Raw genomic sequence first — 22,679 nt, forward strand, 5'->3', positions numbered from 1 at the left:
GTGCAGTACGTTTGGGCGGCCGGTTGGCCGCCTTTGTTTAGAGTGAAGGGGATAGGGGATATTTTTGTCGAGCGTGAAGCACCCTGAGTATGTCGATCTCCCCATTCACCCGATAAACCAGCAGATAGTTCGGATGAATCACCATTTCGCGAGTGCCAGACACCCGACCGGATCGGTAGCCATGGGGTATAGAAGAAAGTTTCTGCGCTGCGGCAACGGCTTTACGTTGAAAGGAAACCGAAGCAACGGAGTTGTGCTGATCGATGTAATCAATGATGTCAGCCAGTTGACGAATAGCCTTGTAGCTCCATTTAACCCGCAGCGCGGCGCTTCCTGCGGTTTTCTTCATTCATCTGATCGAGCAACACCATTGCTTCGGCATGGGGAATGCCAGGGTGCGGATCATCAAGTGCTTCCTGAACCTGCGCACGAAACCAAAGGTCGTATTCCGCAGCCTCTTCTTCGGTTTCGAAGTCTGAAACGATAAGTGAAAGTTCAGCGCTCATCATGACCTCCATGATCAATATGAAGCAGTCTAAGGGGGATGTGGCTCGTTGTCGTCACTGGCGGGACGAGGGAGACATCATCCGCAAACAGACGATGCAAATCTGTCAGACGCTTCGCTTGTGATGCACGTGCAGTCGATCAGCTGTGTAGTTCAATTCTGTAGGAAATCAGCTTTTGGTCATCGGGCTGACAGCCGCCGCTCAAAGCCGCGGCCACAGCCACGCCGCACTTAGTTACCGTCTGCAACCTTGCGCTCGATCTCGTCGACTTTGCGCTGCAGCTCTTCCGCTTCCTGCTCTTTGACCCGAGTGGAAGACGGCGTGATGACTTTGTCCACGCCCTCGGTGTTGTTGTCGCGGTCCTGCAGATCGCGCTCGACCACATTCACCGGTTTGCCGCTGGCATCGGTGGGTGGGGCGTTGGGGGTTTTGTCGTCGTTGGGGTTCATGGCGCTGGCCTCCTGTGGGTGTACACATTGGAGACAGCGCGGCGGCAGACGTTCGAAATTTTTCAGCGGCTGTGCCCTCTCCCGCAGGAGAGGGCGCTGCGGCTTTTTCAGTCTTTCAGAATGTCGCGATCCTTGGTTTCCGGCAGGAAGAACGTGCCGAGTATCGCCGTCGCCACTGCAATGACGATCGGGTACCACAGCCCGTAGTAGATATCGCCGGTGGCGGCGACCATGGCGAACGCCACGGTCGGCAGGAAGCCGCCGAACCAACCGTTACCGATGTGGTAGGGCAGCGACATCGAGGTGTAGCGGATGCGCGTCGGGAACAGTTCGACCAGCCACGCGGCGATCGGGCCATAAACCATGGTCACGTAGATCACCAGCACGGTGAGCAGGAGCAGCATCATCGGGTAGTTGATTTTCGCCGGATCGGCTTTTTCCGGGTAGCCGGCGTCTTTCAACGCTGCGCCGAGGCTGGCGGTGAAGGCGTCGTTGCGGGCCTTGAAGTCGGCGGCGGTGAGGGCGCTGCCTTCGAAGCTCTCGACAACGCGGTCACCGATGCGCACCTGCGCCACCGTGTTCGGTTCGGCGGCAACGTTCTCATAAGGGATCGCGCGTTTCGCCAGTAACGTTTTCGCCAAGTCACAGGAACTGGTGAATCTGGCCTTGCCCACCGGATCGAACTGGAACGAGCACTGATCAGGATTGGCGATTACCTTGACCGGATTTTTTTCCTGGGCGACGAACACGTCCGGATTGCCGTACTGGGTCAGCGCAGTAAAAATCGGAAAGTAGGTCAGCGCCGCCAGGATGCAGCCGGCCATGATGATCGGCTTGCGCCCGATGCGATCGGACAGGCTGCCGAAAATCACGAAGAACGGTGTGCCGATCAGCAGCGATCCGGCGATCAGCAGATTGGCGGTCTGCGCGTCGATCTTCAATGTTTGCAACAGGAAGAACAGCGCATAGAACTGCCCGGTGTACCAGACCACTGCTTGCCCGGCGGTGCCGCCGAGCAGCGACATGATCACCACTTTGAGATTGTCCCAGCGCGCAAAGGATTCAGTCAGCGGCGCTTTCGAGGCCTTGCCTTCGTCCTTCATTTTCTGAAATACCGGCGACTCGCTCAGTTGCAGGCGAATGTACACCGACACGGCCAGCAGAATGATCGACAGCAGAAACGGAATCCGCCAGCCCCACGCTTCGAACGCCTCGTTACCCAGCGCCGTGCGACAGGCGAGAATCACCAGCAACGACATGAACAGACCGAGGGTGGCGGTGGTTTGAATCCACGAAGTGAAAAAGCCACGCCGGTTGCGTGGTGCGTGCTCCGCTACGTAGGTTGCCGCGCCGCCGTATTCACCACCCAGCGCCAGACCTTGGAGCAGACGCAGGGTGATCAGAATCACCGGGGCAGCGACGCCGATAGTGGCGTAGCCCGGCAGCAAACCGACGATTGCCGTCGACACGCCCATGATCACGATGGTGATCAGAAACGTGTGCTTGCGCCCGATCATGTCACCCAGGCGCCCGAAGACGATGGCGCCGAACGGCCGCACCGCAAACCCGGCGGCAAAGGCCAGCAGGGCAAAGATGAACGCGGTGGTTTCGTTGACGCCGGCGAAGAAGTGCTTGGCGATGATCGCCGCCAGTGAGCCGTAGAGGTAAAAGTCGTACCACTCGAAAACCGTGCCCAGCGAGGAGGCGAAGATGACCTTGCGCTCCTCCTTGGTGATGCCGCCGCTGCGCGGTGGCGTGCCGGTGGATGCTGTGTCGATTGTGGCCATGGGTGTTCTCCGTCGTGCTTATTGTTGTAGGCCGGAGTCCCCCGTTACTGCCTGTCGCACTCTGGCCCGTCGGCATCTGTCGCCATCGCTGTCGCGTGAAGCTTGCACAGTCTGACCGCCTCGCAGGGCTGCAAGGTTTCCTGAAGCATAATCAGCTTTTGCCAGATATCCACTCGGCCTACGCTTTGACCCAACGCTGCCGGCTCCAGGCGCTCAACCAATCGACCAGAAACACCAGCAACAGCATCGCCAGAATCACCGTACTGGCCTGGGCTTCCTGGAACAGGCTGAGGCTGACATACAGCATCTGGCCCAGGCCGCCGGCGCCGACGAAACCGAGCACGCTGGCCATGCGGATGTTGTTTTCCCAGCGATACAGGCAGTAGGCGAGCAGTTGCGGGGCGAGGTTAGGCAGGGTGCCGTAGCAAAAAGCGAGGATCGGATTGCCGCCCTGCAAGCGAATCGCTTCGGCGGGTTGCGGCGGGGTGTTTTCCAGCGCTTCGGCGAACAGCCGACCGAGTACGCCGGTGGTGTGCAGAGCGAGGGCGAGGGTGCCGGCGTTCGGTCCGAGACCGGCGGCAAGCACCATCAGCGCCGCCCAGACCAGCTCTGGAATCGCCCGCAAGCCGTTGAGCAGCAGGCGCGCCGCACTTTGCAGCGGCCAGCCGAAACGCCCGGCGGCGGGCAGCGCGAGAACAATGCCGAACAGCGCCGCGAGCAGGGTGCCGAGGCCTGACATAGCGAGAGTTTCCAGCGAACCGTGAGCGATAGCTTTCAGATACCCGGCGCTCAAGTCGGGACTGAGAAAACGCTGCACATAACTGCCCATCTGCTTGAGGCTGTTGGCGCTGCCGAGTTCGGCAAGATCCAGTTCCAGATAGGCAAAAGAGGCGACCACCGCGACCGCAATGGCGGCGAGCAGCAGCAGGTTGATCAAGCGCCTCATGTCAGCCTCCAGCGCAGCAAGCGGCTGAGTTGATCGGCGCACAGCACCAGCAGCAGGAACGTCAGCAACATGCTGGCGACTTCACCGCCGGCGAACATGCGGATCGACAGGTCGATCTGTTGCCCCAGACCACCGGCACCGACAAAGCCCATCACCACCGAGGCACGGATCGCGCACTCCCAGCGGTAGACGGTGTAGGAGAGCAATTCGGCGGCGACATTCGGCAGCGTGCCGTAAGCAAACGCCGCCAGTCGACCGCTGCCGGCCTGCAACAATGCGTGCGCCGGGCGCTGGTCGGTGGATTCGAAAATTTCTGCGTAGACTTTGCCGAGCATGCCGCTGTAGGTGATGGCGATGGCCAGCACGCCCGCCGCCGGCCCGAGGCCGACCGCGCGCACGAACAACAGCGCCCAGACGATTTCCGGCACGCTGCGCAAAAAGATCAGCAATCCGCGTACCGGCCAGCGCAGCAAGCGCCCGGGCAGGCTCGGCACGCCGCCCCGCGAAGCGGCAGAAAGCGACAGTGCGCGGCTCGCGATCAGACTTGCCGGTACCGCCAGCAGCAGGGCCAGGGCCATGCCCGCTGTGGCAATCGCCAGGGTTTGCAGGGTGGCTTTGAGCAGCAGTTGCAGAAACGCCTGATCATGCGCGGGTGGCCAGAACGCCGAAACAAAACGGCCCATTTCGTTCTGGCTGTCGGCCTGAAACAGCACGCTCAGGTCCAGTTCGCTGAGCTGAATGCCCGGCCACAGCAGGGCCAGCGCCAGCAGCGTCAGCAACAATCGCGGCCACGCCGCCGGGTCCCGTGAATCGGCCTTCAGCATCGCGGAATCTGCACAATCAAAGGTGCGACCGCTGGCGCTGGCGATTGCAGTTGTTCATTGGCGTACAGCGCATCGAGCTTGTCGCGACTGACTTGATCGGATGGGCAATCAAAAAGAATCTGCCCGTCGCGCAAGCCGATGATCCGTGGAAAGTGCGCCAGCGCCAGGTCCACCGCGTGCAGGCTCGCCACCAGCGTGACGTTGTGCTCGCGGGCATGGCGCGACAGGATCGACAGCGTGTGGCCGGCAAGCACCGGGTCCATGGCCGATACAGGTTCGTCGGCAAGCAATATTTGCGGCGCCTGATACAGCACCCGCGCAATGCCGACGCGCTGCAATTGCCCTCCGGACAATTGCTGGCAATGGGCGAACAGTTTGTCGCCCAGATCCAGTCGCGCCAACGCCGCGCGAGCGCCTGCCACATCCAGTGGATGCAGCAGGTTCAGCAGACTTTTGCCCAGACTCCACTGACCGAGCTTGCCGGCCAGCACCGCCGTAATCACCCGCTGACGCGGCGGAATCGGCGGCGCCTGATGCACCAGGCCGATGCGCGCACGCAGGCGCTGCCGCTGGTGCGCCGACAAGTGCCAGGCGCGTTCGCCGAGCACTTCGATCTCGCCGCTGCTGGGCTTGAGCGCAGTCGCCAGCAGATTGAGCAGGCTCGACTTGCCCGCGCCGGACGGGCCGATGATCGCCACCTGTTCGCCAGCACCAATCTGCACGTCGATGTTACGAAGGGCATCGACGCCATTGGCATGGCGCAGGCTGCCCTGGGTGAGGCGTAGGGTCATTTCAGCAGTTCGGCGGCGCGGGCGGCTTCCTCGATGCCCTTGTAGTTCTCGGGCTTGGTCTCGATGAAGCGACTGGCGGCCTGCAGATCGAGGATCTTCTTCTGCTCAGGATTGGCCGGGTCGAGGTCGAGGAAGGCTTTCTTGATTTTCGCGGCCAGCTTAGGATCAAGGGTGCCGCGCACGGTCCAGTTGTAATCGAAGTAGGTCGGCGTGGTGGCAAAGACCTTGACCTTGCTGGTGTCGACCTTGCCGGCGTCGACCAGTTTCTGCCAGACGCTGGCGTTCAATACACCAGCGTCGACCTTGCCGGCCTGCACCCAGGCAACGGTGGCGTCATGCGCGCCGGAGTAGGCGACGCGGCTGAAGAAGCCCTCAGGTTTGATGCCGTCGTTTTTCAGCATGAAGTAACGCGGCATCAGGCTGCCCGAGGTGGACGACACCGAACCGAAGGCGAAGGTTTTGCCCTTGAGGTCGGCGAGGCTTTTCACGTTCGGGTCGGCGGTGATGAATTTGCTGGTGAACTGCGCGTCCTGCTCGCGCTGCACCAGCGGGATCACTGGCGTGGTGGCGTCGGTCTTCAAACGTGCCTGCACAAAAGTGAAACCGCCGAGCCAAGCCATGTCGAGGCGATCGGTGGCCAGCGCTTCAACCACGGCCGGGTAGTCAGCGACAGGCACAAACTGCACCTTCATGCCCAACTGCTGCTCAAGATAGGCGCCCAGCGGTTCGAACTTGCGCAGCAGCTCGGTCGGGGCTTCGTCGGGAATCGCGCTGACGCGCAACACATCAGCGGCTTGCGTCATCAGGGCAGAAAAGGACAGCGCCAGACCGGCGGTGAGGGCGAGGGTACGCTTGAACATAGAATTCTCCGTTTCGTAAGCGTCAACATTCGAAGGGCCACCGGTAGTCAACGGCGCGCCACGTCAGGGTAGACGAAACGGCGAGGTTATACGCATTCGCGAGGAGATTGGCCAGCCTCCGTGCCGGCGCGTTGTGTCTGTTTGTGTGCCGTTCCGGTCAAGCCGCTTCGGGCAGTCTGGCAATCACCTTGATTTCAAAATCGAAACCCGCCAGCCAGGTCACGCCGACAGCGGTGATGGTCGGAAACGGCGCTTCGCCCCAGAACTCCGGTACCACAGTCCAGATCGTTTCGAACGTCGAGTGCGGATCGACCATGAACACGGTGACATCCACCGCATCATCGAAGCTGCAACCGGCCGCAGCGAGGATCGCGTTGAGGTTGTTGAAGGCGGTGCGCACCTGATCGCGCAGATCGGCCTCGGGCGAGCCATCCTCACGGCTGCCGACTTGTCCGGAGACAAACAGGAAACCGTTGGAGCGAATCGCCGGCGAGTATCGGTGACGCTCATACAAGGCATGGCGGGCGGGTGGGAAAACTACATCGCGCTTGGACATGGGGCTGACTCCATCAGGGGTTGATGGGAACGACTTTAGGTATTTGCAGTGCGCGGATAAACGCGCAAGCTTGGCGTTCACTGTTTGCAAATCCCAAACAATCGAGGGGCGTGGATGGACCGGTTCGATGCGATGCAGGCCTTTGCCCGGGTGGTCGAGGCGGGCAGTTTCACCAAAGCTGCCGAAACCTTGCACATGAGCAAGACCACGGTGACGCAACTGGTGCAGCAACTGGAGGCGCGGCTGCGGGTCAAGCTGCTCAATCGCACCACGCGCAAGGTCAACGTCACCGCTGATGGCGCGGCGTATTACGAGCGGGTGATCAAGCTGTTGGCCGACATGGACGACGCCGAAACCAGCCTGCCCGGTGCCGCCGCACGGCCGCGCGGGCGCTTGCGCATCGACGTGCCGAGCCCGTTCGCGCGGCATATTCTGGTGCCAGCCTTGCCGGATTTTCACGCGCGATACCCGGACATCCAGATCGACATGGGCGTTAGCGACCGCATCGTCGACATCATCGATGAGAACGTCGATTGCGTGGTGCGCGGCGGCGAGCTGCTCGATCAATCGTTGATGGCGCGCAAGCTAGCAGATCTGCCCTTGGGTGTTTTCGCCGCGCCGGCTTATCTGGATCGCGAAGGGACGCCTGAGCACCCACTGGAACTGCAAGACTCCCATCACCGCGTCGTCGCTTTCCTCTGGGCTCGCACTGGTAAACCTCTTCCGTACACGTTGCACAATGGCACCGAGCGCCTGCAGATCAAGGGCCGGCATGTGCTTGCGGTGGATGACGGCAATGCCTATCTGGCGGCAGGGCTGGCGGGCATGGGGGTGTTGTGGTTGCCGACGTATATGTCTGACGCGCATGTGGCGCGCGGAGAGCTCGTGCCGTTGTTTGAGGGCTGGCGCCTGGAAAGCATGCCGCTTTACGTCGCGTATCCGCCGAACCGGCATGTCAGCTTGAAATTGCGGGTGTTTATCGACTGGATTGTGGCGTTAATGGCGTAGGGCTCTGGTGCGCTTATTGCTTTACGTGAAGGCGGGTCGTCAGAAAAACAACCAACCCGGCGACCCGAACGTGCTCGTGATGAGAGGTGCACGTTCGACCCAAGGAGCTATGCGCGTAATGAATATGTACATCGATATCGTCGGCGCCTGCAATCTGAGCTGCCCGTCATGCCCGATGGGTAATTCGGAAAATGCCAATTTCAAGAAAGCCATGCAGCTCAAGATGTTCACGCAGATTGTCGATAAGGCACGGCGTGAAGGGGTCAAGGCGATCTTTTTGTACAACTGGACCGAGCCGTTGATTCACCCGCGCATCGGTGAGTTCGTCGAAATCATTAACGCTGCAGGTCTGCAAAGCGGCATCAGCTCCAACTTGAACTTGGCCAAGAACATTGAAAGCGCGATGCTCGCCAATCCCTGGTTCTTCCGTGTCTCCCTGTCCGGGTTCCACCAGGACACCTACCGCCAAGGGCATGTCGGCGGCGACATCGAAGTGGTCAAGCAGAACATGATCAAGCTGCATGACCTCAAGCAGCGTCACGGCCTGAATACCCTTATCGAGGTCTATTACCACCGCTATCTGGATAACCTCGAAGAAGAGGGGCTGATGCGCGAGTTCAGCGAGCGCCTGGGTTTCAATTTCTCCACCGGCTACTCGGTGATGATGCCGCTGGAAAAAACCTTCGCCATCGTCGAAGACGATGCCTCGGTCACCGACACGGACCGGGAAACCCTCAAGCGCCTGGCGTTGCCACCGTATGCAGACCTGGTCAATCTGGTCAAGCAATACCCCAAACAGGCGTGCACTCTGAAAGATGATTGGCTGGTACTCGATTGCAATGGCAATACCGTGCTGTGCTGCACGATTTTCAATCAGTCTGAATACAGCGTCGGCAAGTATCTGGACATGCCGGTGCAGGAATTGATGAGTCGCAAATCCACGCAAAAGAACTGCGTGGACTTGTGCAACCGCTGCGCGAAGAACGGTCTCCACATCTACTCCGCATCGCCCAACAAGGGGCCGCTGGAAAGTCATGCCGTCAATCGCATCATCGACTTTCAACGACGCACGATTCTCGAGCAGCCGATTGATAGCGAACGTCTGGGCCGTACAGGTGAAGTCAGCGCCGAGCATTTCGATGAGGCTCAATATCTGCGACTCAACGCCGACGTAAAGACGGCAATCGCCACAGGCGCCTTCTCCAGTGGCTATCAACACTACGTCCTGTTTGGGCGCCTCGAAGGGCGGCTCGGGGCGGGGTTGAACACGGTCGTTTGACAGATCCGGGGCGACGGCCATGGGTTGTTTGGTGGTGTGGCCCGATGACGTGATTGACTCTTTACCGGTTCCGGCCAACTATCGGCGCACAACAATGTGACCGATGGATTGAAACTTGACCGAACGACGCCAATTCAGCGGAGGCATGAAGGGGAAAAACCTCCGCTATCTGAATGAGCAAAGCGATAACGCGCAGTTGACGCGCACCGGTTTTCTGCTGCTCGAACACTTTTCGCTACCGGCCTTTACGCAGACGCTGGACGCCGTGGTGACCACTAATCTGTTGCGCCCGGGGCTGTTTACCTCGCGCACCTTCGGTCTGGGTGAGGGCGAGGTCATCAGCGACCTGGGGTTGGTGATCCGCCCCGATGCGCGCCTGGACTCAGCAGCGCTCGAGGAATTGGATCTGCTGGTGGTCTGCGGCGGTTATCGCACCGAGTTGCGAGCGAGCGATGGGTTTGTGCATTTGCTCAAACTGGCGGCGGAGCGGGGCGTCAGTCTGGCCGGGTTGTGGAACGGTTCGTGGTTTCTCGGCCGCGCCGGGTTGCTCGACGGCTACCGTTGCGCGATTCACCCGGAACATCGCCCGGCACTGACCGAAATCGCCAAGAGCACCCACGTCAGTAGCGAACCCTTTGTGATCGACCGCGACCGGCTCACCGCGTCGAGCCCGTCGGGGGCTTTCCACATGGCGCTGGACTGGATCAAAAGCCTGCACGGCAAGGCGCTGGTCGAGGGTGTCGAGGACATTCTGGCGTTCGAGGAATCGCGCTACAGGCGGATCAAACCGGATGAAAACATCTGCGTCAGCGCGCCGTTGCGGGAAGTGATCAAGCTGATGGATGCCAACCTCGAAGAGCCGCTTGAGCTGGAACAACTGGCGGTCTACGCCGGCCGCTCACGGCGCCAGCTCGAGCGCTTGTTCAAGGAACAACTGGGCACCACGCCGCAGCGCTATTACCTGGAACTGCGCATCACCGAAGCACGGCGCCTGCTGCAACACACCGAGCTGTCGCAGGTGGAAGTGCTGGTGGCTTGCGGTTTTGTCTCGCCGAGCCATTTCAGCAAGTGCTACAGCTCGTACTTCGGTTATCGGCCTTCGAAGGAAAAACGGCTGGTTAAATAGATCGACCGGTGCAATCCCCAAAAACCCTCACCCCAGCCCTCTCCCAGAGGGAGAGGGAGCCGACCGAGGTATCTTGCGCTGTACATCGACCTGAAAGATGGACGTCGACTTTGGATTCAATACAGCGCTTTCAGGTCGGCGTAAATCTCGAATATCCCCCAATCAGTTCCCTCTCCCTCCGGGAGAGGGCTAGGGTGAGGGGTATTGAGGGCGGGTCTGTCAGAGACGATCAGCATCGATTACAGCTTGCGCAAACGCCGCCGGGCTTTCCTGCGGCAAATTGTGCCCAATCCCACCCTCAATCAATCTGAATTGATATTTGCCGGTAAAACGCTTGGCATAGTCCTCAGGCTTGGGATGTGGCGCTCCATTGGCATCGCCTTCCAGGGTAATCGTCGGCACGCTGATCGACGGGGCAGTCGCAAGCTTCTCTTCCAGCGCGGCATATTTCGCCTCGCCCTGCACCAGGCCCAGCCGCCAGCGGTAGTTGAACACGGTGATCTCGACGTGATCGGGGTTCTGCAACGCTTGGGCGCTGCGCTCGAAAGTGGCTTCGTCGAACTTCCACTGCGGCGAAGCCAGCTGCCAGATCAGTTTGGCGAAGTCGTGGGTGTTCTTTTCATAGCCAACGCGGCCGCGTTCGGTGGCGAAGTAGAACTGGTACCACCACTGCAATTCGGCTTTCGGCGGCAGTGGATTCTGCCCGGCGGCCTGGTTGCCGATCAGATAGCCGCTGACCGCCACCAGCGCTTTCACGCGCTCTGGCCACAAGGCCGCGACGATGCCCGCTGAACGCGCGCCCCAGTCGTAGCCGCCAAGCACTGCTTGTTTGATTTTCAGCGCGTCCATGAAGTCGATCACGTCGCTGGCCAGCGCTGCCGGTTGGCCGTTGCGCAGAGTGGCTTTGGACAGGAATTGCGTGTCGCCATAACCCCGTGCATACGGCATCAGCACGCGGTAACCCTTGGCCGCGAGCAGTGGTGCGACTTCGTCGTAGCTGTGAATGTCGTAGGGCCAGCCGTGCAGCAGGATCACCACCGGCCCATCGGCAGGACCGGTTTCGGCGTAGGCCACATCGAGCAAGCCTGCCTTGATGTGCTTCAGCGGGCCGAAAGGAGAGGGCGCTGAATAGCTGACGGCGGCCGGTTCAGTGGTTTGCGCCTGAGCGCTGCCGACGGTGCCGAGCAGTGACAGCGCCAGGACTGACAAGCCGAGCGCGGCGGTGATTTTAGAGGTGTGCAGAGCCTGTTTCATGCTGACGTCTCCTTTGCGAGCCTGTGGCCAAGGGGCTGGATGAACCCTTGAAACCCTGGGTGCATTGAAGCGTGGCGAGGTATCTGCTCTGTGTCGCCAGAGAGCGTTTTTGCATTGGGTTGTGTAGCAGCGGGGCGCGTACACAGTGTGATACATGGCGATGAAACGGTGAGTTTTCGCGCGAAAATAATAAGTGGCTGTTTTAAAACAAAAAATATTTCATCTCGGGCTTCCCAAACGAAATGAATGTTGTTAAATTGCGCCCCGTTCTCACAGCGATCCTAACGGAGCCGCTGACCAGAGCTACAGGGGCGTCGCCAAGCGGTAAGGCAGCAGGTTTTGATCCTGCCATGCGTTGGTTCGAATCCAGCCGCCCCTGCCATCTACGAAAAAACGCCAACTTCGCAAGAAGTTGGCGTTTTTTTATGCCTGCGATTTACCGCGCTTGAGCCAAGCAGGCGTGCGCGTTGCCGAAGCACCGCGCACGCCGGTCACTCAGTGCGGTGCGCGCGGGATGGTTTTCATCAGGTCTTCAGGGCTGATGTGGCCGACCACGCTGCCCGGCTGCGGCAGGTTGAGGATGTGGCCTTTCATCTTACCGATGATGTGCATCTCGCATGGCTTGCAATCGAACTTCAGCGTCAGCACCTCATCGCCGTGGATCAACTGCATCGGCGCGACCTTGGTACGCACACCAGTCACGCCTTTGGCCTGTTTCGGGCACAGGTTGAAGGAGAACCGCAGGCAGTGCTTGGTGATCATCACCGGCACTTCGCCCGGCTCTTCGTGAGCTTCGTACGCCGCGTCGATCAGCTTGACGCCGTGACGGTGGTAGAAGTCGCGCGCCTTCTGGTTGTAGACGTTGGCGAGGAAGGTCAGGTGCGAATCCGGGTACACCGGCGGCGGCGTGGTTTCGGCCTTGCGGCTGCCACGCGGATGCGCGGCGACACGTGCCGCAGTCAGCGCTTCGATGACTTCGCGGCGCAGAGACTTGAGCTGCGAGTTGGGAATGAAGAACGCTTGCGGCGCATCCAGCTTGATGTCGGTGGCGTGATACTGCGTGGTGCCGAGCTGACCAAGCAGGTCGCGCAATTGCTCCAGCGCTTGCTCAGGCTTGTTGGCGACACCAAACGGCCCGTTGAGGGTGACGCTGGCGCTGATGCCTTCTTCGCTGGTCGCGGTCACTTCCAGCTGTTCTTCGCGCAGACGAGCGAACCAGCTCAGGGCCACACGACGTTCCGAAGAAGTTTTCTGCAACGCCTGTTGCCAGTTGTGATCAAGGTTGCGATTGAGCGGGTGGCTCGGACGCAGCTTGAACAGGCCCTCGGGCATTTCGTTCGGCTCGACGCGGTAGCGGTAGCGCTTCTCGCCGTCTTCTTCGAACTCGCCTTTGGCCTCGGCGATGTTGGCGCGGAAACCGACCACTTCGCGTTTGACCAGTACGTTCAGACCGTCACCGTTGGACAGCGGCTCATGGGTGACGACCTGCATGTCACGCTTGCCGACTTTTTCCACCGTACCGACCGGCAGGCCGGTGAAGGTTGGCGAATCGAAGGCGCCGATGTCGATCTTGCGATCGGTGACGAAATAATCGGTGCTGCCACGGTGGAAGGTCTTTTCCGGATCGGGCAGGAAGAAATGCACGGTACGGCCGCTGGAAGCGCGGGCCAGGTCCGGGCGGTCTTCAAGCACGTCGTCGAGGCGCTGGCGGTAATAGGCGGTGATGTTCTTCACATAGCCCATGTCCTTGTAGCGACCTTCGATCTTGAACGAACGCACGCCGGCCTCGACCAGAGCGCGGATGTTGGCGCTCTGGTTATTGTCTTTCATCGACAGCAGGTGTTTTTCGTAGGCGATCACGCCACCCTTTTCATCCTTGAGGGTGTAGGGCAAGCGGCACGCCTGGGAGCAGTCGCCACGGTTGGCGCTGCGGCCGGTTTGCGCGTGAGAGATGTTGCACTGGCCGGAGAAGGCCACGCACAGCGCGCCGTGGATGAAGAACTCGATGGCGGCATCGGTTTCATCGGCGATGGCGCGGATTTCTTTCAGGTTCAGCTCGCGGGCCAACACCAACTGGGAGAAACCGGCCTGATCGAGGAACTTCGCTCGCTCGAGGGTGCGGATGTCGGTCTGGGTCGAGGCGTGCAGCTCGATCGGCGGAATGTCCAGCTCCATCACGCCCAGATCCTGGACGATCAGCGCATCGACACCGGCGTCGTACAACTGATGGATCAGCTTGCGCGCCGGCTCCAGCTCGTTGTCGTGCAGGATGGTATTGATGGTGGTGAAAATACGCGCGTGGTAACGGCGGGCAAACTCGACCAGTTCGGCGATTTCGCTGACTTCGTTGCAGGCGTTGTGGCGTGCGCCGAAGCTCGGGCCGCCGATGTACACGGCGTCAGCGCCATGCAGGATGGCCTCGCGGGCAATGGCGACATCGCGGGCAGGGCTGAGCAATTCCAGGTGATGCTTGGGCAAGGACATAGTTTTTTTAGTCAGGCGGTCACGGGCAAGGGGCGCATTGTACCTGTGAAACACCAAGGCGGCACCAGCGTACCGATATCAGGTACGAAGGACCTAGCACAATACGAGGCAATGCATAACTGTAAAGTCTGTCAGTTGTCCGCCCGCGTCCAAAGCGTGAACATCAGGTGGGAGCGGGAAAGTCGCTCTGGCCTATATCACGCAAGACATTGGAGATTAATATCATGAAAGGTAATAACGCCTTCGCGACGATTGGTATCTCGGATTTCGCGTCGTTTAAATCTCGTCCTCGGAAGACGGCCGAGGTGTATTACAAAGCGGTCGTTTCACCCAATCATCCGGGCATTGGCAAGCCAATATTCTCCGCTACTCGGCATCTTTATTTCGGCACAAAGGAAACGTTCAGCGTTATTGGCCAATATTTTACGGACGAGGTGGGTGAGATCATTTCATTTGTGATAGATCGCTCCCTTACCGACGGTACGCATGAAGTTGGCGGGTTCGGAAGTCCCGTGGCGGGAGTGATTACTATGTCGCATGAAATTTTATATGCGAAAACAGGAACGATAGAGTTTGCGCGCAAACACGAAGAAGGTACCGATTCGATTACGGCAACATTCAATTTTGAAGTCGAGCACCGCGGGCAAACATACCGGGTATCAGAAGGTAAACTGTTTGTTGTAGCTAGCGGTCCACTTTGAGTTTTGTGAATAGACCGTTGACGCCAATTCGCTCAACGGGCGAGCCAGCGCTTGCCAAACGGCCCCATCCTGGTGGCTGCTGTGTTTGGCGCGCGCCCTTGAGTATTTTCACTGCGTATGTCGCACCTCGGAATCGTGGAGGCAGCCTACGCAGTATTTCCGTAACTCAGCTTTTCGCCGCCATCGCCGTCACTTCCACACGCATCCCTTCAACCGCCAGCGAGGCCACGCCTACCGCCGCCCGCACCGGCCAAGGCTTGGCGAAATAGCGTTTGTACACTTCATTGAAAGCCCCGCGATCGCCCATGTCGGTCAGGTAAATGGTCAGGTGCAGCACCCGGTCCATCGAACTGCCGGCACGTTCCAGTGCGACTTTCAGTGCTTGCAGGGTGCACTCGCTTTGCTCGGTGATGCCGCCGAGTTCCAGGCTGCCATCGGCGCGGGTTGGAATCTGCGTGGAAACCATGATGCCGCCGAAGGTGGCAATGTCGGAAGAAATCGAATCGGTGTCGGGATCCGGCGTGAAGATGATGTCTTGATTGGCCATGGGCATCTCTTGTTTGAGTGAATGAAGATTGCGGCAGTTTACAGATTCCCTCCGGCCATGGCCCGGTCAGGTACCGCAACACGTTTGTATAAGCATGTATCAACCCTCAGCGCATACACACGGCAACACCAAACTGCGCCTTCGAGACACATCCGTCCTACATGCCGAGCCCAAAGTAGCCCTCACACCAACACTACGCTCAAGAGGGCATCACCATGTACCGTCCACTGTTTCTGGCTTCTGCCGTTGTCTTCGCCTCCCTGACCGGCTTCGCCCATGCGGCGGATGCACCGGCAACGAGCTGGCAGAAAGGTCTGAGCCGCACCGATCTGGTTCGTCAGGATCTCGGCGCTGACAATCGCGAAGTGATTCAGGCGCGTATCGATTTCGACGCTGGCGTCACTTCACCTCGGCATGCTCATCCCGGCGTGGAGGTCGCCTATGTCATCAGCGGCACGTTCGAGTATCAGCTCGAAGGGCGGGCGCCGGTGATACTCAAGGCCGGCGATTCGTTGTTCATTCCGGCGGGCGTCGCGCATGTGGCCAGAAACGTTGGCAACGAGAAAGGCGTCGAACTGGCCACTTACGTCGTCCCAAAAGGCGAACCGCTACTGATCCTCAAGCCATGAGGCGCCAGTCCGCTATTTCGAGCGCGGCTTGCTCATCGCGCGCTTGATGCGCATCCAGTCCTGATAGGCCGCCGTTCGTTTGGCGTCGGCCATAGCCTTGGCTTCGCTGAAACGGGCCCAGGCTTCAGGATTGTCCGTGTCGTTCTCGATGATTCTGTAAGCCGCTTCTTCGAGCAGATCGGCCTCGCGGAACATCGCGGTATTTTCCGCCATCTCGTCATCCCACGAGCGGCCGAAACCGAATTTCAATGTGCGTTCTGTCATTTCACGTGATCCTCCTCCCAGACCAAAGGTACTGATTCTCGCCATTGCACCTCGGTCACGCCAAAGCGTTCCGCCATCGGCTTGGAAAAACGTTTCAACGGAGGTCGGCCGGGGCGGGGGATGGGCGCGATACCCGCGTCACAACTTGCCCACTGCCACGCTTCGGCATTGTTCATGGTTTTTGTGCGAATGACGAATGACCTGGGCTTCCCGTGAAGCAGGTAATCAATCACGTACAAATCCTCTCCGCTCATACATTTCCTCCGGCTGTTAAGAAGAGGGATATCTGGCGAAATGAATAATTCAGAGAAATTGAAACGGGCGTGATGACCGGCTGGTTGGGCGCTTTGCAGGCCTGTACGGCAGATCGATTCTGTACAAGTTCGTCTGGAATTTATGGCTGAATTGACGGCTGTTAAGACAGGAACGCGCCCGCTACGACGCGTTATCAAGTGGGACGATCAGGAGTAGATGCAGGAGCAGACAAAGTCCGCGTGAACCTCGGTGTTTTCAATCGCCGTGATAAGGCCTGAATGCATGGCTTCTTCAGGATTGATGATGCGCGGCGCTGCTGTCAGATATTTCTCTGTCTCCAGCGCATTTTTTCCGTTGCTCGTACGCTCGGCGACAATCTGGGCGTAGAGGTGCAAGTCGTAATCCAGGCTCATGGCGTATTCCGACATGCGCGAATGATCGACCGAACCTTGCAGGTGCCAATGAAATGGGTGAAACAGAAATTTGCTGTGGGTACAGGCGGTGCGGCGCTGGCCGGCCAGAAAGACAATGTTGCCCATCGATTCAACCGTTCCCAAATTGTGGGTGTGTACCGGAATAGGCAGGGCCAACAGGAAGTTGTACATCGTGAAACCGTAACTGCATTCGCCGCCCATGGTGGCGATGTTGACGATCAGTCGCGGTGCATCTTCCTTTACGGCGAGCGAGGCTTTATCGATCAATTGGCCGCACGTCGAGGCATTGATCGGGCCGGTGAAGTTGATGACATGAACAGGCATGGCGATTCCCTCGGCTGGTCAGGACTCCTAAGCAATAGCTGTAATTTCGCTTGAATGAAAGTGGGCAGGGGAGCCGCGCTCCCCTGCACCCGACGCATCAACTGTTGCGCCCGCCACCATGGCTGTTTTGACCACCTTTGTGTCCAGCTTCAGAGGCTTTTTCCCGATCGTTGGCAAAGTTGCCGCCGCTGCTCTGGCCGCCCTTGCTGCCAGCTTCAGAGGCTTTTTCCCGATCGTTGGCAAAATTGCCACCGCTGTTCTGGCCACCTTTGCTCCCGGCTTCGGAGGCGCGCTCAGGATCATTCTTGAAGTTGCCGCCACTGTTCTGGCCGCCTTTACTGCCGATTTCCTGATAGAACTCTTTATCGTGCGAAGCCGAAGTGGCATCACCACCTTTCTTGCCTGCTTCGTTAACCGACATGCTGCCTTGTTGTTTATCTTGTGCCATTTCAAACTTCCTCATTTTCTTTATATAGGCACTCGGCGAATCAAGGATGCACAAACTACGTGCCGTCGTTGTTCGCGAAATGCTCATAAAGTTTACTGATGTCGTTTGCTTTAGTTGGTCTGGCTTGTCTTGTGACTACAAGTTAGACCTTTGTGCTAAGAGGAGCGCTCATAAGTCGGCGTTGTATCCGGTGTCCGGGAGTTTTCAGAATTTACTGCAAGTTCCCGGCGTTCATAACATTCCTGCTGAACACTTTCCCGGTGCCTTGGACTGATTTGCTGTCGTTCGACACAAGGTGACACCGACGGACTGTCCGACCTGGTCACGTGCGAACTGCGCGCTGCTTCGGGATACACTTCCGCTCCCTTGTTTCGTTGCACTTCGCCTCGTGCAAAAGCCGGTACCGTTCTCATGATTACGCTCCATCAGCTGATTTCAAAGGGCAGCGAGGCTGCCCTTGTACCGCTTGCTCAGGACTTGCGACCGCCGCCGTGGCTGTTCTGCCCGCCTTTGCGGCCAGCCTCGGATGCTTTTTCACGATCATTGGCAAAGTTGCCGCCCGACGACTGACCGCCTTTCTTGCCGGCTTCAGATGCCTTTTCACGATCGTTTGCGAAGTTACCTGGATTTTTATTTCCTGTGGTCATGATAGCTCTCCGATATCAATTAACGTTTCGCTAGTTATGTCCGTTGTCGCACCGGACATCTACTCCGATTACGAGCCGGCGAAAAATGTTTTGAAAATTTTTCCTCAGGCCGATGAACGGTAACTTTGTGATGAAACTTATACAGCCTGCGGTTTTCTGCGCCGCTTCGTATAACTTTTCAAGTTGCTGGTTGATGTGCAAGAGAGGTTGAAGCTTGTTACCGCTTCGCTTCGGATTTCTGACCATTTGTCGGTGCGAAGTTGAACTGTAATCGGCTGAAACTAGAGTCTGTTAAGTGTATGTATATAATTATTCTGAGGACATTGAGATGACCAATCATCACAAGGATCAACCGTTCGCTGAAGACCCACAGAAAATCAAGGAAGCCGGCAAGAAAGGCGAGAGTCCAGTCAACGTGAAAGTTGATCGGGCCGAGAAGGCACGCGTCGGCGGGCAGCACAGCCATGGAGGCGGCCGTACGGGCAAGGGCGACTGAGTCGGTCGGAAAAGTACCAATCGGCGTCCTCTCTGCGCCGATGCAGAGAGGACCTCTACGCTGAGGCCTATCTGAACCGTGGCAACGGCCGGTCGATCGGTTTGAGCGTCGAGAGCGTATCGCGAATCAGCGGCGCATCTTTTTCGATGTCGTGCAGCCGGTCGCGAATGCGCAACGCTGTCGGATGCCCGCCCTGATGATCAACCCAGTCGGCAATTTCTTTACAGGCGGCTGCGAGGCGCGCCTGGCGGGCGTCGAGCAGGGTGAGGAGGGTGGTGATGGACTCTTTTTCGGACATGAAACACCTCCGTTCGCTGAAACGGCTGAGTTGCAACAAAAAGTCCGCGTGGCGCGAACCTTCAGATCAACTATAGAAGACCTGTGTGATCGTGCAAAAAATACCCAGTTCAACTCGTCGGCAAACCTTTGTAGGTGCGAGCGTTACGCTGGAGATCAAGACGCCTCGCTTACCTCACACGTCCGCTCGAGAAACATCGCCAAGGCTACTTCCTCGGCGCGCAGGCCTTTGCGCACGCGCGGACGGGGCAGTTCGGCAAGGGCGCCGAGCATGAAGTGTTCGACCACTGCGGGGTGGATGTAGCACTTGCGGCACACCGCCGGCGTGTTGCCCAGCTGTTTCGCGACGTTCTTCACCGCTTCTACCACATGGCGCTTGGCTTCGGTTTCCGACTCATGCTGCAACTCGCGCAGCACCGACAACGCCAGGGCGCTGCCCGCCCAGGTGCGATAGTCCTTGGCGGTGAACGCCGCGCCGGTGAGCTTTTGCAGATAGGCATTGACGTCGGAGGAGGTGACGGTGTGCCGTTCGCCATTTTCATCAAGATACTGAAACAGGTTTTGCCCGGGAATTTCCAGGCAGCGCTTGATGATTCGCGCCAGGCGGCGGTCCTTAACGGTGATCTGATGCTCAATGCCGCTCTTGCCACGGAACTGGAACAGGATCGCGCTGCCGTTGACCTCGACATGCCGACTGCGCAACGTGGTCAAACCGTAAGAGCGATTGTCCCGTGCGTATTGGGTATTGCCGACGCGGATCAGCGTGGCGTCGAGCAAGGTAATCACCGTGGCCATGACCTTGTCGCGGCTGAAGCCCGGCTCATCGAGCAGCGCCTCGAGCTTGCGCCGCAGTTTGGGCAGGGCCATGCCGAAGTCGCGCAGGCGCGAGTATTTGTCGGCGTCGCGCACTTCGCGCCAGCGCGCGTGGTAACGGTATTGCTTGCGCCCGCGCGCATCGCGGCCGGTGGCTTGCAGATGGCCGCACGGGTCGGCGCAGATCCACACATCGGTGTAGGCCGGTGGTACCGCGAGGGCATTGATGCGTTTGATTTCGTCCGGGTCGGTGATGCGCTGGCCCGACGGTTCGAAATAGACGAACTTGCCGCGCAGTTTTTTCCGGGTGATACCAGGCTGAGTGTCATCGACGTAATGCAGATCGGCGGGCAGAGCATCTGTCAGCACGGTATCGGGCATGGCGGTTTCCTTCGGTCATACGGCAGTCTGTAACTGATTGACCGCAGGCGCTGGCCGTCGTGCCGAATGATTTACGCGAGCACCGCCACCGCCTTGATCTGCGCCCACAGCCGCTGGCCCGGATGCACGCTCAGTTGATCACGCGAGAAGCGGGTGATCCGCGCCAGCAGCGGCGTGCCACCGGCATCGAGGCGGATCAGCACATGGGCACTGTTGTCAGCGGCCTGTTCGCTGACGACCGTAACGGGCAGACGATTGAGAATGCTGCTGGCTGCATCATTGTTCAGCGCCAGGCTGATGTCGCGCGCGTGCACCTTGCAGCGCAGGGCCTGGCCCACGGCCATCGGCGCATGGGTGACGCGAATGTTCATTGCAGTGGCCGGCAGTTGCAGGCTGAGCAATTGATAGGTGGCGTCGTAGGCGCTGACCTGGCCTTCGATGATCACCCCGGCGTCATCGCCCAGCGCCAAGGGCAGATCCAGGCGTGCGAGGGTCTCGCCGATCGGGCCGCTGGCGAGGGCTTTGCCATCACGGAGCAATACCAAATGATCGGCCAGACGCGCGACTTCGTCCTGGGCATGGCTGACGTACAGCAGCGGAATATCCAGTTCGTCGTGCAGGCGTTGCAGGTACGGCAAGATTTCGCTTTTGCGCCGGCTGTCGAGAGCCGCCAGCGGTTCGTCCATCAGCAACAGTTTCGGGCTGGTCAGCAGGGCGCGGGCGATGCCGACGCGCTGCCGTTCGCCGCCGGACAGATGCTGCGGGTGACGCTCAAGCAAATGGCCGATGCCGAGCAGTTCTGTGGCCTGGTTCATATCGACCCGGCGTTGCGACCTGGCGATGCGTTTGAGACCAAACTCCAGATTGGCCAGCACCGAAAGATGCGGGAACAGGCTGGCTTCCTGAAACACATAGCCAAGCGCACGCTTGTGCGGCGGGACGAAAATGCCCTTGGCACTGTCCTGCCAGATCTCGTCGTTGATCTGCACAAAACCCTCCTCGGCGCGCTCCAGCCCGGCGATGCAGCGCAGACAGGTGGTTTTGCCCGAGCCGGAATCACCAAACAGCGCGGTGACGCCGCGGCCCGGCACTTGCAGGTCGACATCCAGTTCAAACCCCGGATAAGTGCGTTTCAGGCGTACATCAATCATCGATCAGCTCCAGCCTGCGCGGGTCTTGCGGCTGGAGTACAGCGCCAGCAACACCAGAAACGAAAACACCAGCATCGCCGCGGACAGCCAGTGCGCCTGGGCATATTCCAGCGCTTCGACATGGTCGTAAATCTGCACCGAGACCACGCGGGTCTTGTCGGGGATGTTGCCGCCGATCATCAGCACCACGCCGAACTCACCCACGGTGTGGGCGAAGCCGAGGATCGCTGCGGTGACGAAGCCGGGGCGCGCCAGCGGCAGGATCACGCTGAAGAACGTGTCCCAGGGATTGGCGCGCAAGGTCGCCGCGACTTCGAGCGGGCGGGTGCCAATCGCCGAGAAAGCGTTTTGCAGCGGTTGCACCACGAACGGCATGGAGTAGATCACCGAACCGATGACCAGCCCGGTGAAACTGAACGTCAACGTGCCCAGCCCCAGCCATTGAGTGAACTGACCGAGAAAACCGTGCGGCCCCAGCGCCAGCAGCAGATAAAAACCGATCACCGTCGGCGGCAGCACCAGCGGCAGGGCAACGATGGCGCCGATCGGCCCGCGCAACCACGACGAGGTGCGCGATAGCCACAGCGCGATCGGCGTGCCGATCACCAGCAGGATCGCAGTGGTCAGTGACGCCAGTTTCAGGGTCAGCCAGATCGCGGCGAAGTCGGCACTGGTCAGCGACATTTACAGTTCATATCCGAAGGATTTGATCACCGCAGCGGCTTTCGGCCCTTTGAGGTAATCGACCAGCGCCTTGGCAGCGGCGCTGTCCCGGCCCTTGTTCAAGATCACCGCGTCCTGTTTGATCGGATCATGCAGAGCGGCCGGGACAATCCATGCCGAGCCACTGCTGACTTTGCCGTCCTTGTAGATTTGCGACAGGGCGACGAAGCCCAGTTCGGCGTTGCCGGTGGAGACAAACTGGTAGGCCTGCGTGATGTTCTGGCCTTCGACGATTTTGCTTTTCGTGGCTTCGCTCAACTGGAGTTTTTCCAGCACCTGGGTGGCGGAGAGACCGTATGGCGCAGCTTTTGGATTGGCGATCGCAACGTGTTGGTATTGGTTGGTTTTCAACACTTCGCCCTGCGCATCTACGTAGCCTTCTTTCGCTGACCACAGCGCTAGCGTGCCGATGGCGTAGGTGAAGCGCGAACCTTTGACGGTTTCGCCTTCCTGCTCAAGCTTTGCCGGGGTCGCGTCGTCAGCAGCGAGAAACACTTGGAACGGTGCGCCATTCTTGATCTGGGTGTAGAACTGGCCGGTGGCGCCGTAAGCGGCGACCAATTTGTGGCCGGTGTCTTTTTCGAAGTCGGCAGCGATGGCCTGGATTGGCGCGGTGAAATTGGCGGCGACCGCCACTTGCACTTCATCAGCCTGCGCGGCGCCGATGCTGAACATTGCGAGGAGTGAAGCGAAGCAGGC

Annotated in this window: 28 protein-coding genes and 1 tRNA gene; 7 read left to right on the forward strand and 22 right to left on the reverse strand. The window is 59.2% G+C overall.

What is annotated here, in order from left to right; all coding sequences use genetic code 11:
- Positions 1-37 precede the first annotated feature (37 nt).
- From D8U82_RS02165 to D8U82_RS02205, 9 genes are all read right to left on the reverse strand, one after another.
- Positions 38-349 (reverse strand): type II toxin-antitoxin system RelE/ParE family toxin, encoded by a 312-nt coding sequence (locus D8U82_RS02165; RefSeq protein ID WP_130901567.1) that lies wholly within the window; start codon positions 347-349, stop codon positions 38-40.
- Positions 312-506 (reverse strand): hypothetical protein, encoded by a 195-nt coding sequence (locus D8U82_RS02170; protein WP_016774959.1) that lies wholly within the window; start codon positions 504-506, stop codon positions 312-314. Before D8U82_RS02170 ends, D8U82_RS02165 begins: the two co-directional genes overlap by 38 nt.
- A gap of 230 nt (positions 507-736) precedes the next feature.
- Positions 737-955, reverse strand: a complete 219-nt coding sequence (locus tag D8U82_RS02175; protein ID WP_016774958.1) for a hypothetical protein — start codon at positions 953-955, stop codon at positions 737-739.
- Positions 956-1,062: 107 nt separating this feature from the next.
- The gene (locus D8U82_RS02180; RefSeq protein ID WP_130901568.1) at positions 1,063-2,742 is read right to left on the reverse strand and encodes an MFS transporter; all 1,680 of its coding nucleotides are present in this window, start codon (positions 2,740-2,742) and stop codon (positions 1,063-1,065) included.
- A gap of 178 nt (positions 2,743-2,920) precedes the next feature.
- Entirely contained in the window at positions 2,921-3,688 is a 768-nt protein-coding gene (gene phnE, locus D8U82_RS02185) for a phosphonate ABC transporter, permease protein PhnE (protein ID WP_130901569.1), read from the reverse strand.
- Entirely contained in the window at positions 3,685-4,512 is an 828-nt protein-coding gene (locus tag D8U82_RS02190; protein WP_130901570.1) for an ABC transporter permease, read from the reverse strand. The genes phnE and D8U82_RS02190 overlap by 4 nt, the downstream gene beginning before the upstream one ends.
- Positions 4,506-5,303, reverse strand: coding sequence for an ATP-binding cassette domain-containing protein (locus D8U82_RS02195; protein ID WP_130901571.1), 798 nt, complete (start codon positions 5,301-5,303; stop codon positions 4,506-4,508). Before D8U82_RS02195 ends, D8U82_RS02190 begins: the two co-directional genes overlap by 7 nt.
- On the reverse strand, positions 5,300-6,163 hold the full coding sequence (locus D8U82_RS02200; RefSeq protein WP_125927554.1) for a putative selenate ABC transporter substrate-binding protein: 864 nt from the start codon (positions 6,161-6,163) through the stop codon (positions 5,300-5,302). The genes D8U82_RS02195 and D8U82_RS02200 overlap by 4 nt, the downstream gene beginning before the upstream one ends.
- A gap of 157 nt (positions 6,164-6,320) precedes the next feature.
- On the reverse strand, positions 6,321-6,719 hold the full coding sequence (locus D8U82_RS02205; protein ID WP_024013144.1) for a RidA family protein: 399 nt from the start codon (positions 6,717-6,719) through the stop codon (positions 6,321-6,323).
- A gap of 114 nt (positions 6,720-6,833) precedes the next feature.
- Here D8U82_RS02205 and D8U82_RS02210 point away from each other — a divergent pair, with 114 nt between their 5' ends.
- The 3 genes from D8U82_RS02210 to D8U82_RS02220 all read left to right on the forward strand — a co-directional run bounded on the left by D8U82_RS02210 (position 6,834) and on the right by D8U82_RS02220 (position 10,132).
- The gene (locus D8U82_RS02210) at positions 6,834-7,727 is read left to right on the forward strand and encodes a LysR family transcriptional regulator (RefSeq protein WP_130901572.1); all 894 of its coding nucleotides are present in this window, start codon (positions 6,834-6,836) and stop codon (positions 7,725-7,727) included.
- Between the two features lie 118 nt (positions 7,728-7,845).
- The gene (locus D8U82_RS02215) at positions 7,846-9,006 is read left to right on the forward strand and encodes a radical SAM/SPASM domain-containing protein (RefSeq protein WP_130901573.1); all 1,161 of its coding nucleotides are present in this window, start codon (positions 7,846-7,848) and stop codon (positions 9,004-9,006) included.
- Positions 9,007-9,121: 115 nt separating this feature from the next.
- Entirely contained in the window at positions 9,122-10,132 is a 1,011-nt protein-coding gene (locus tag D8U82_RS02220) for a GlxA family transcriptional regulator (RefSeq protein ID WP_177421646.1), read from the forward strand.
- A gap of 219 nt (positions 10,133-10,351) precedes the next feature.
- Here D8U82_RS02220 and D8U82_RS02225 read toward each other — a convergent pair whose 3' ends face one another.
- Positions 10,352-11,386, reverse strand: coding sequence for an alpha/beta hydrolase (locus D8U82_RS02225; protein ID WP_130901574.1), 1,035 nt, complete (start codon positions 11,384-11,386; stop codon positions 10,352-10,354).
- 307 nt (positions 11,387-11,693) lie between these two features.
- On the opposite strand from D8U82_RS02225, the gene D8U82_RS02230 reads away from it, so the two are divergent.
- Positions 11,694-11,768 (forward strand) — tRNA-Gln (locus D8U82_RS02230).
- 113 nt (positions 11,769-11,881) lie between these two features.
- On the opposite strand, the gene D8U82_RS02235 is transcribed toward D8U82_RS02230, so the two are convergent.
- Positions 11,882-13,870, reverse strand: a complete 1,989-nt coding sequence (locus D8U82_RS02235; protein WP_024013138.1) for a U32 family peptidase — start codon at positions 13,868-13,870, stop codon at positions 11,882-11,884.
- 224 nt (positions 13,871-14,094) lie between these two features.
- Between D8U82_RS02235 and D8U82_RS02240 the strand changes: the two genes are divergently transcribed.
- Positions 14,095-14,571 carry a hypothetical protein gene (locus tag D8U82_RS02240; RefSeq protein ID WP_130901575.1) on the forward strand — a complete coding sequence of 159 codons (477 nt, stop codon included), beginning with the start codon at positions 14,095-14,097 and terminating at the stop codon, positions 14,569-14,571.
- 166 nt (positions 14,572-14,737) lie between these two features.
- Here the strand turns inward: D8U82_RS02240 and D8U82_RS02245 are convergent, their stop codons facing one another.
- A complete protein-coding gene (locus D8U82_RS02245) occupies positions 14,738-15,118 on the reverse strand; it encodes a RidA family protein (RefSeq protein WP_130901576.1) in 381 nt (126 codons plus the stop codon).
- A gap of 215 nt (positions 15,119-15,333) precedes the next feature.
- Between D8U82_RS02245 and D8U82_RS02250 the strand changes: the two genes are divergently transcribed.
- Positions 15,334-15,747 carry a cupin domain-containing protein gene (locus D8U82_RS02250; protein ID WP_130901577.1) on the forward strand — a complete coding sequence of 138 codons (414 nt, stop codon included), beginning with the start codon at positions 15,334-15,336 and terminating at the stop codon, positions 15,745-15,747.
- A 12-nt stretch (positions 15,748-15,759) separates the two neighbouring features.
- On the opposite strand, the gene D8U82_RS02255 is transcribed toward D8U82_RS02250, so the two are convergent.
- The 5 genes from D8U82_RS02255 to D8U82_RS02275 all read right to left on the reverse strand — a co-directional run bounded on the left by D8U82_RS02255 (position 15,760) and on the right by D8U82_RS02275 (position 18,119).
- On the reverse strand, positions 15,760-16,011 hold the full coding sequence (locus D8U82_RS02255) for a hypothetical protein (protein WP_016774942.1): 252 nt from the start codon (positions 16,009-16,011) through the stop codon (positions 15,760-15,762).
- Positions 16,008-16,265 (reverse strand): DUF6555 family protein, encoded by a 258-nt coding sequence (locus tag D8U82_RS02260; RefSeq protein ID WP_016774941.1) that lies wholly within the window; start codon positions 16,263-16,265, stop codon positions 16,008-16,010. Before D8U82_RS02260 ends, D8U82_RS02255 begins: the two co-directional genes overlap by 4 nt.
- Positions 16,266-16,472: 207 nt before the next feature.
- Positions 16,473-17,024, reverse strand: a complete 552-nt coding sequence (locus D8U82_RS02265; RefSeq protein WP_016774940.1) for an ATP-dependent Clp protease proteolytic subunit — start codon at positions 17,022-17,024, stop codon at positions 16,473-16,475.
- A gap of 97 nt (positions 17,025-17,121) precedes the next feature.
- Positions 17,122-17,472, reverse strand: a complete 351-nt coding sequence (locus D8U82_RS02270) for a general stress protein (protein ID WP_130901608.1) — start codon at positions 17,470-17,472, stop codon at positions 17,122-17,124.
- A gap of 470 nt (positions 17,473-17,942) precedes the next feature.
- Positions 17,943-18,119 (reverse strand): general stress protein, encoded by a 177-nt coding sequence (locus D8U82_RS02275; protein WP_016774938.1) that lies wholly within the window; start codon positions 18,117-18,119, stop codon positions 17,943-17,945.
- 328 nt (positions 18,120-18,447) lie between these two features.
- Between D8U82_RS02275 and D8U82_RS02280 the strand changes: the two genes are divergently transcribed.
- Positions 18,448-18,615 (forward strand): general stress protein, encoded by a 168-nt coding sequence (locus D8U82_RS02280; protein WP_110645428.1) that lies wholly within the window; start codon positions 18,448-18,450, stop codon positions 18,613-18,615.
- Between the two features lie 67 nt (positions 18,616-18,682).
- Here the strand turns inward: D8U82_RS02280 and D8U82_RS02285 are convergent, their stop codons facing one another.
- From D8U82_RS02285 to modA, 5 genes are all read right to left on the reverse strand, one after another.
- Positions 18,683-18,913 carry a hypothetical protein gene (locus D8U82_RS02285; RefSeq protein WP_016774936.1) on the reverse strand — a complete coding sequence of 77 codons (231 nt, stop codon included), beginning with the start codon at positions 18,911-18,913 and terminating at the stop codon, positions 18,683-18,685.
- Between the two features lie 155 nt (positions 18,914-19,068).
- On the reverse strand, positions 19,069-20,106 hold the full coding sequence (locus D8U82_RS02290) for a DNA topoisomerase IB (RefSeq protein WP_130901578.1): 1,038 nt from the start codon (positions 20,104-20,106) through the stop codon (positions 19,069-19,071).
- A gap of 71 nt (positions 20,107-20,177) precedes the next feature.
- Positions 20,178-21,257 carry a molybdenum ABC transporter ATP-binding protein gene (modC, locus tag D8U82_RS02295; RefSeq protein WP_130901579.1) on the reverse strand — a complete coding sequence of 360 codons (1,080 nt, stop codon included), beginning with the start codon at positions 21,255-21,257 and terminating at the stop codon, positions 20,178-20,180.
- Between the two features lie 3 nt (positions 21,258-21,260).
- Positions 21,261-21,941, reverse strand: coding sequence for a molybdate ABC transporter permease subunit (modB, locus tag D8U82_RS02300; protein WP_130901580.1), 681 nt, complete (start codon positions 21,939-21,941; stop codon positions 21,261-21,263).
- Positions 21,942-22,655: a molybdate ABC transporter substrate-binding protein gene (modA, locus tag D8U82_RS02305; RefSeq protein ID WP_241668034.1), complete on the reverse strand. Its 714-nt coding sequence runs from the start codon at positions 22,653-22,655 to the stop codon at positions 21,942-21,944.
- Positions 22,656-22,679 lie beyond the last annotated feature (24 nt).

Origin of the sequence: Pseudomonas sp. Sample_23 (genome assembly GCF_004307595.1) — a bacterium.
Taxonomy (GTDB): domain Bacteria; phylum Pseudomonadota; class Gammaproteobacteria; order Pseudomonadales; family Pseudomonadaceae; genus Aquipseudomonas; species Aquipseudomonas atacamensis.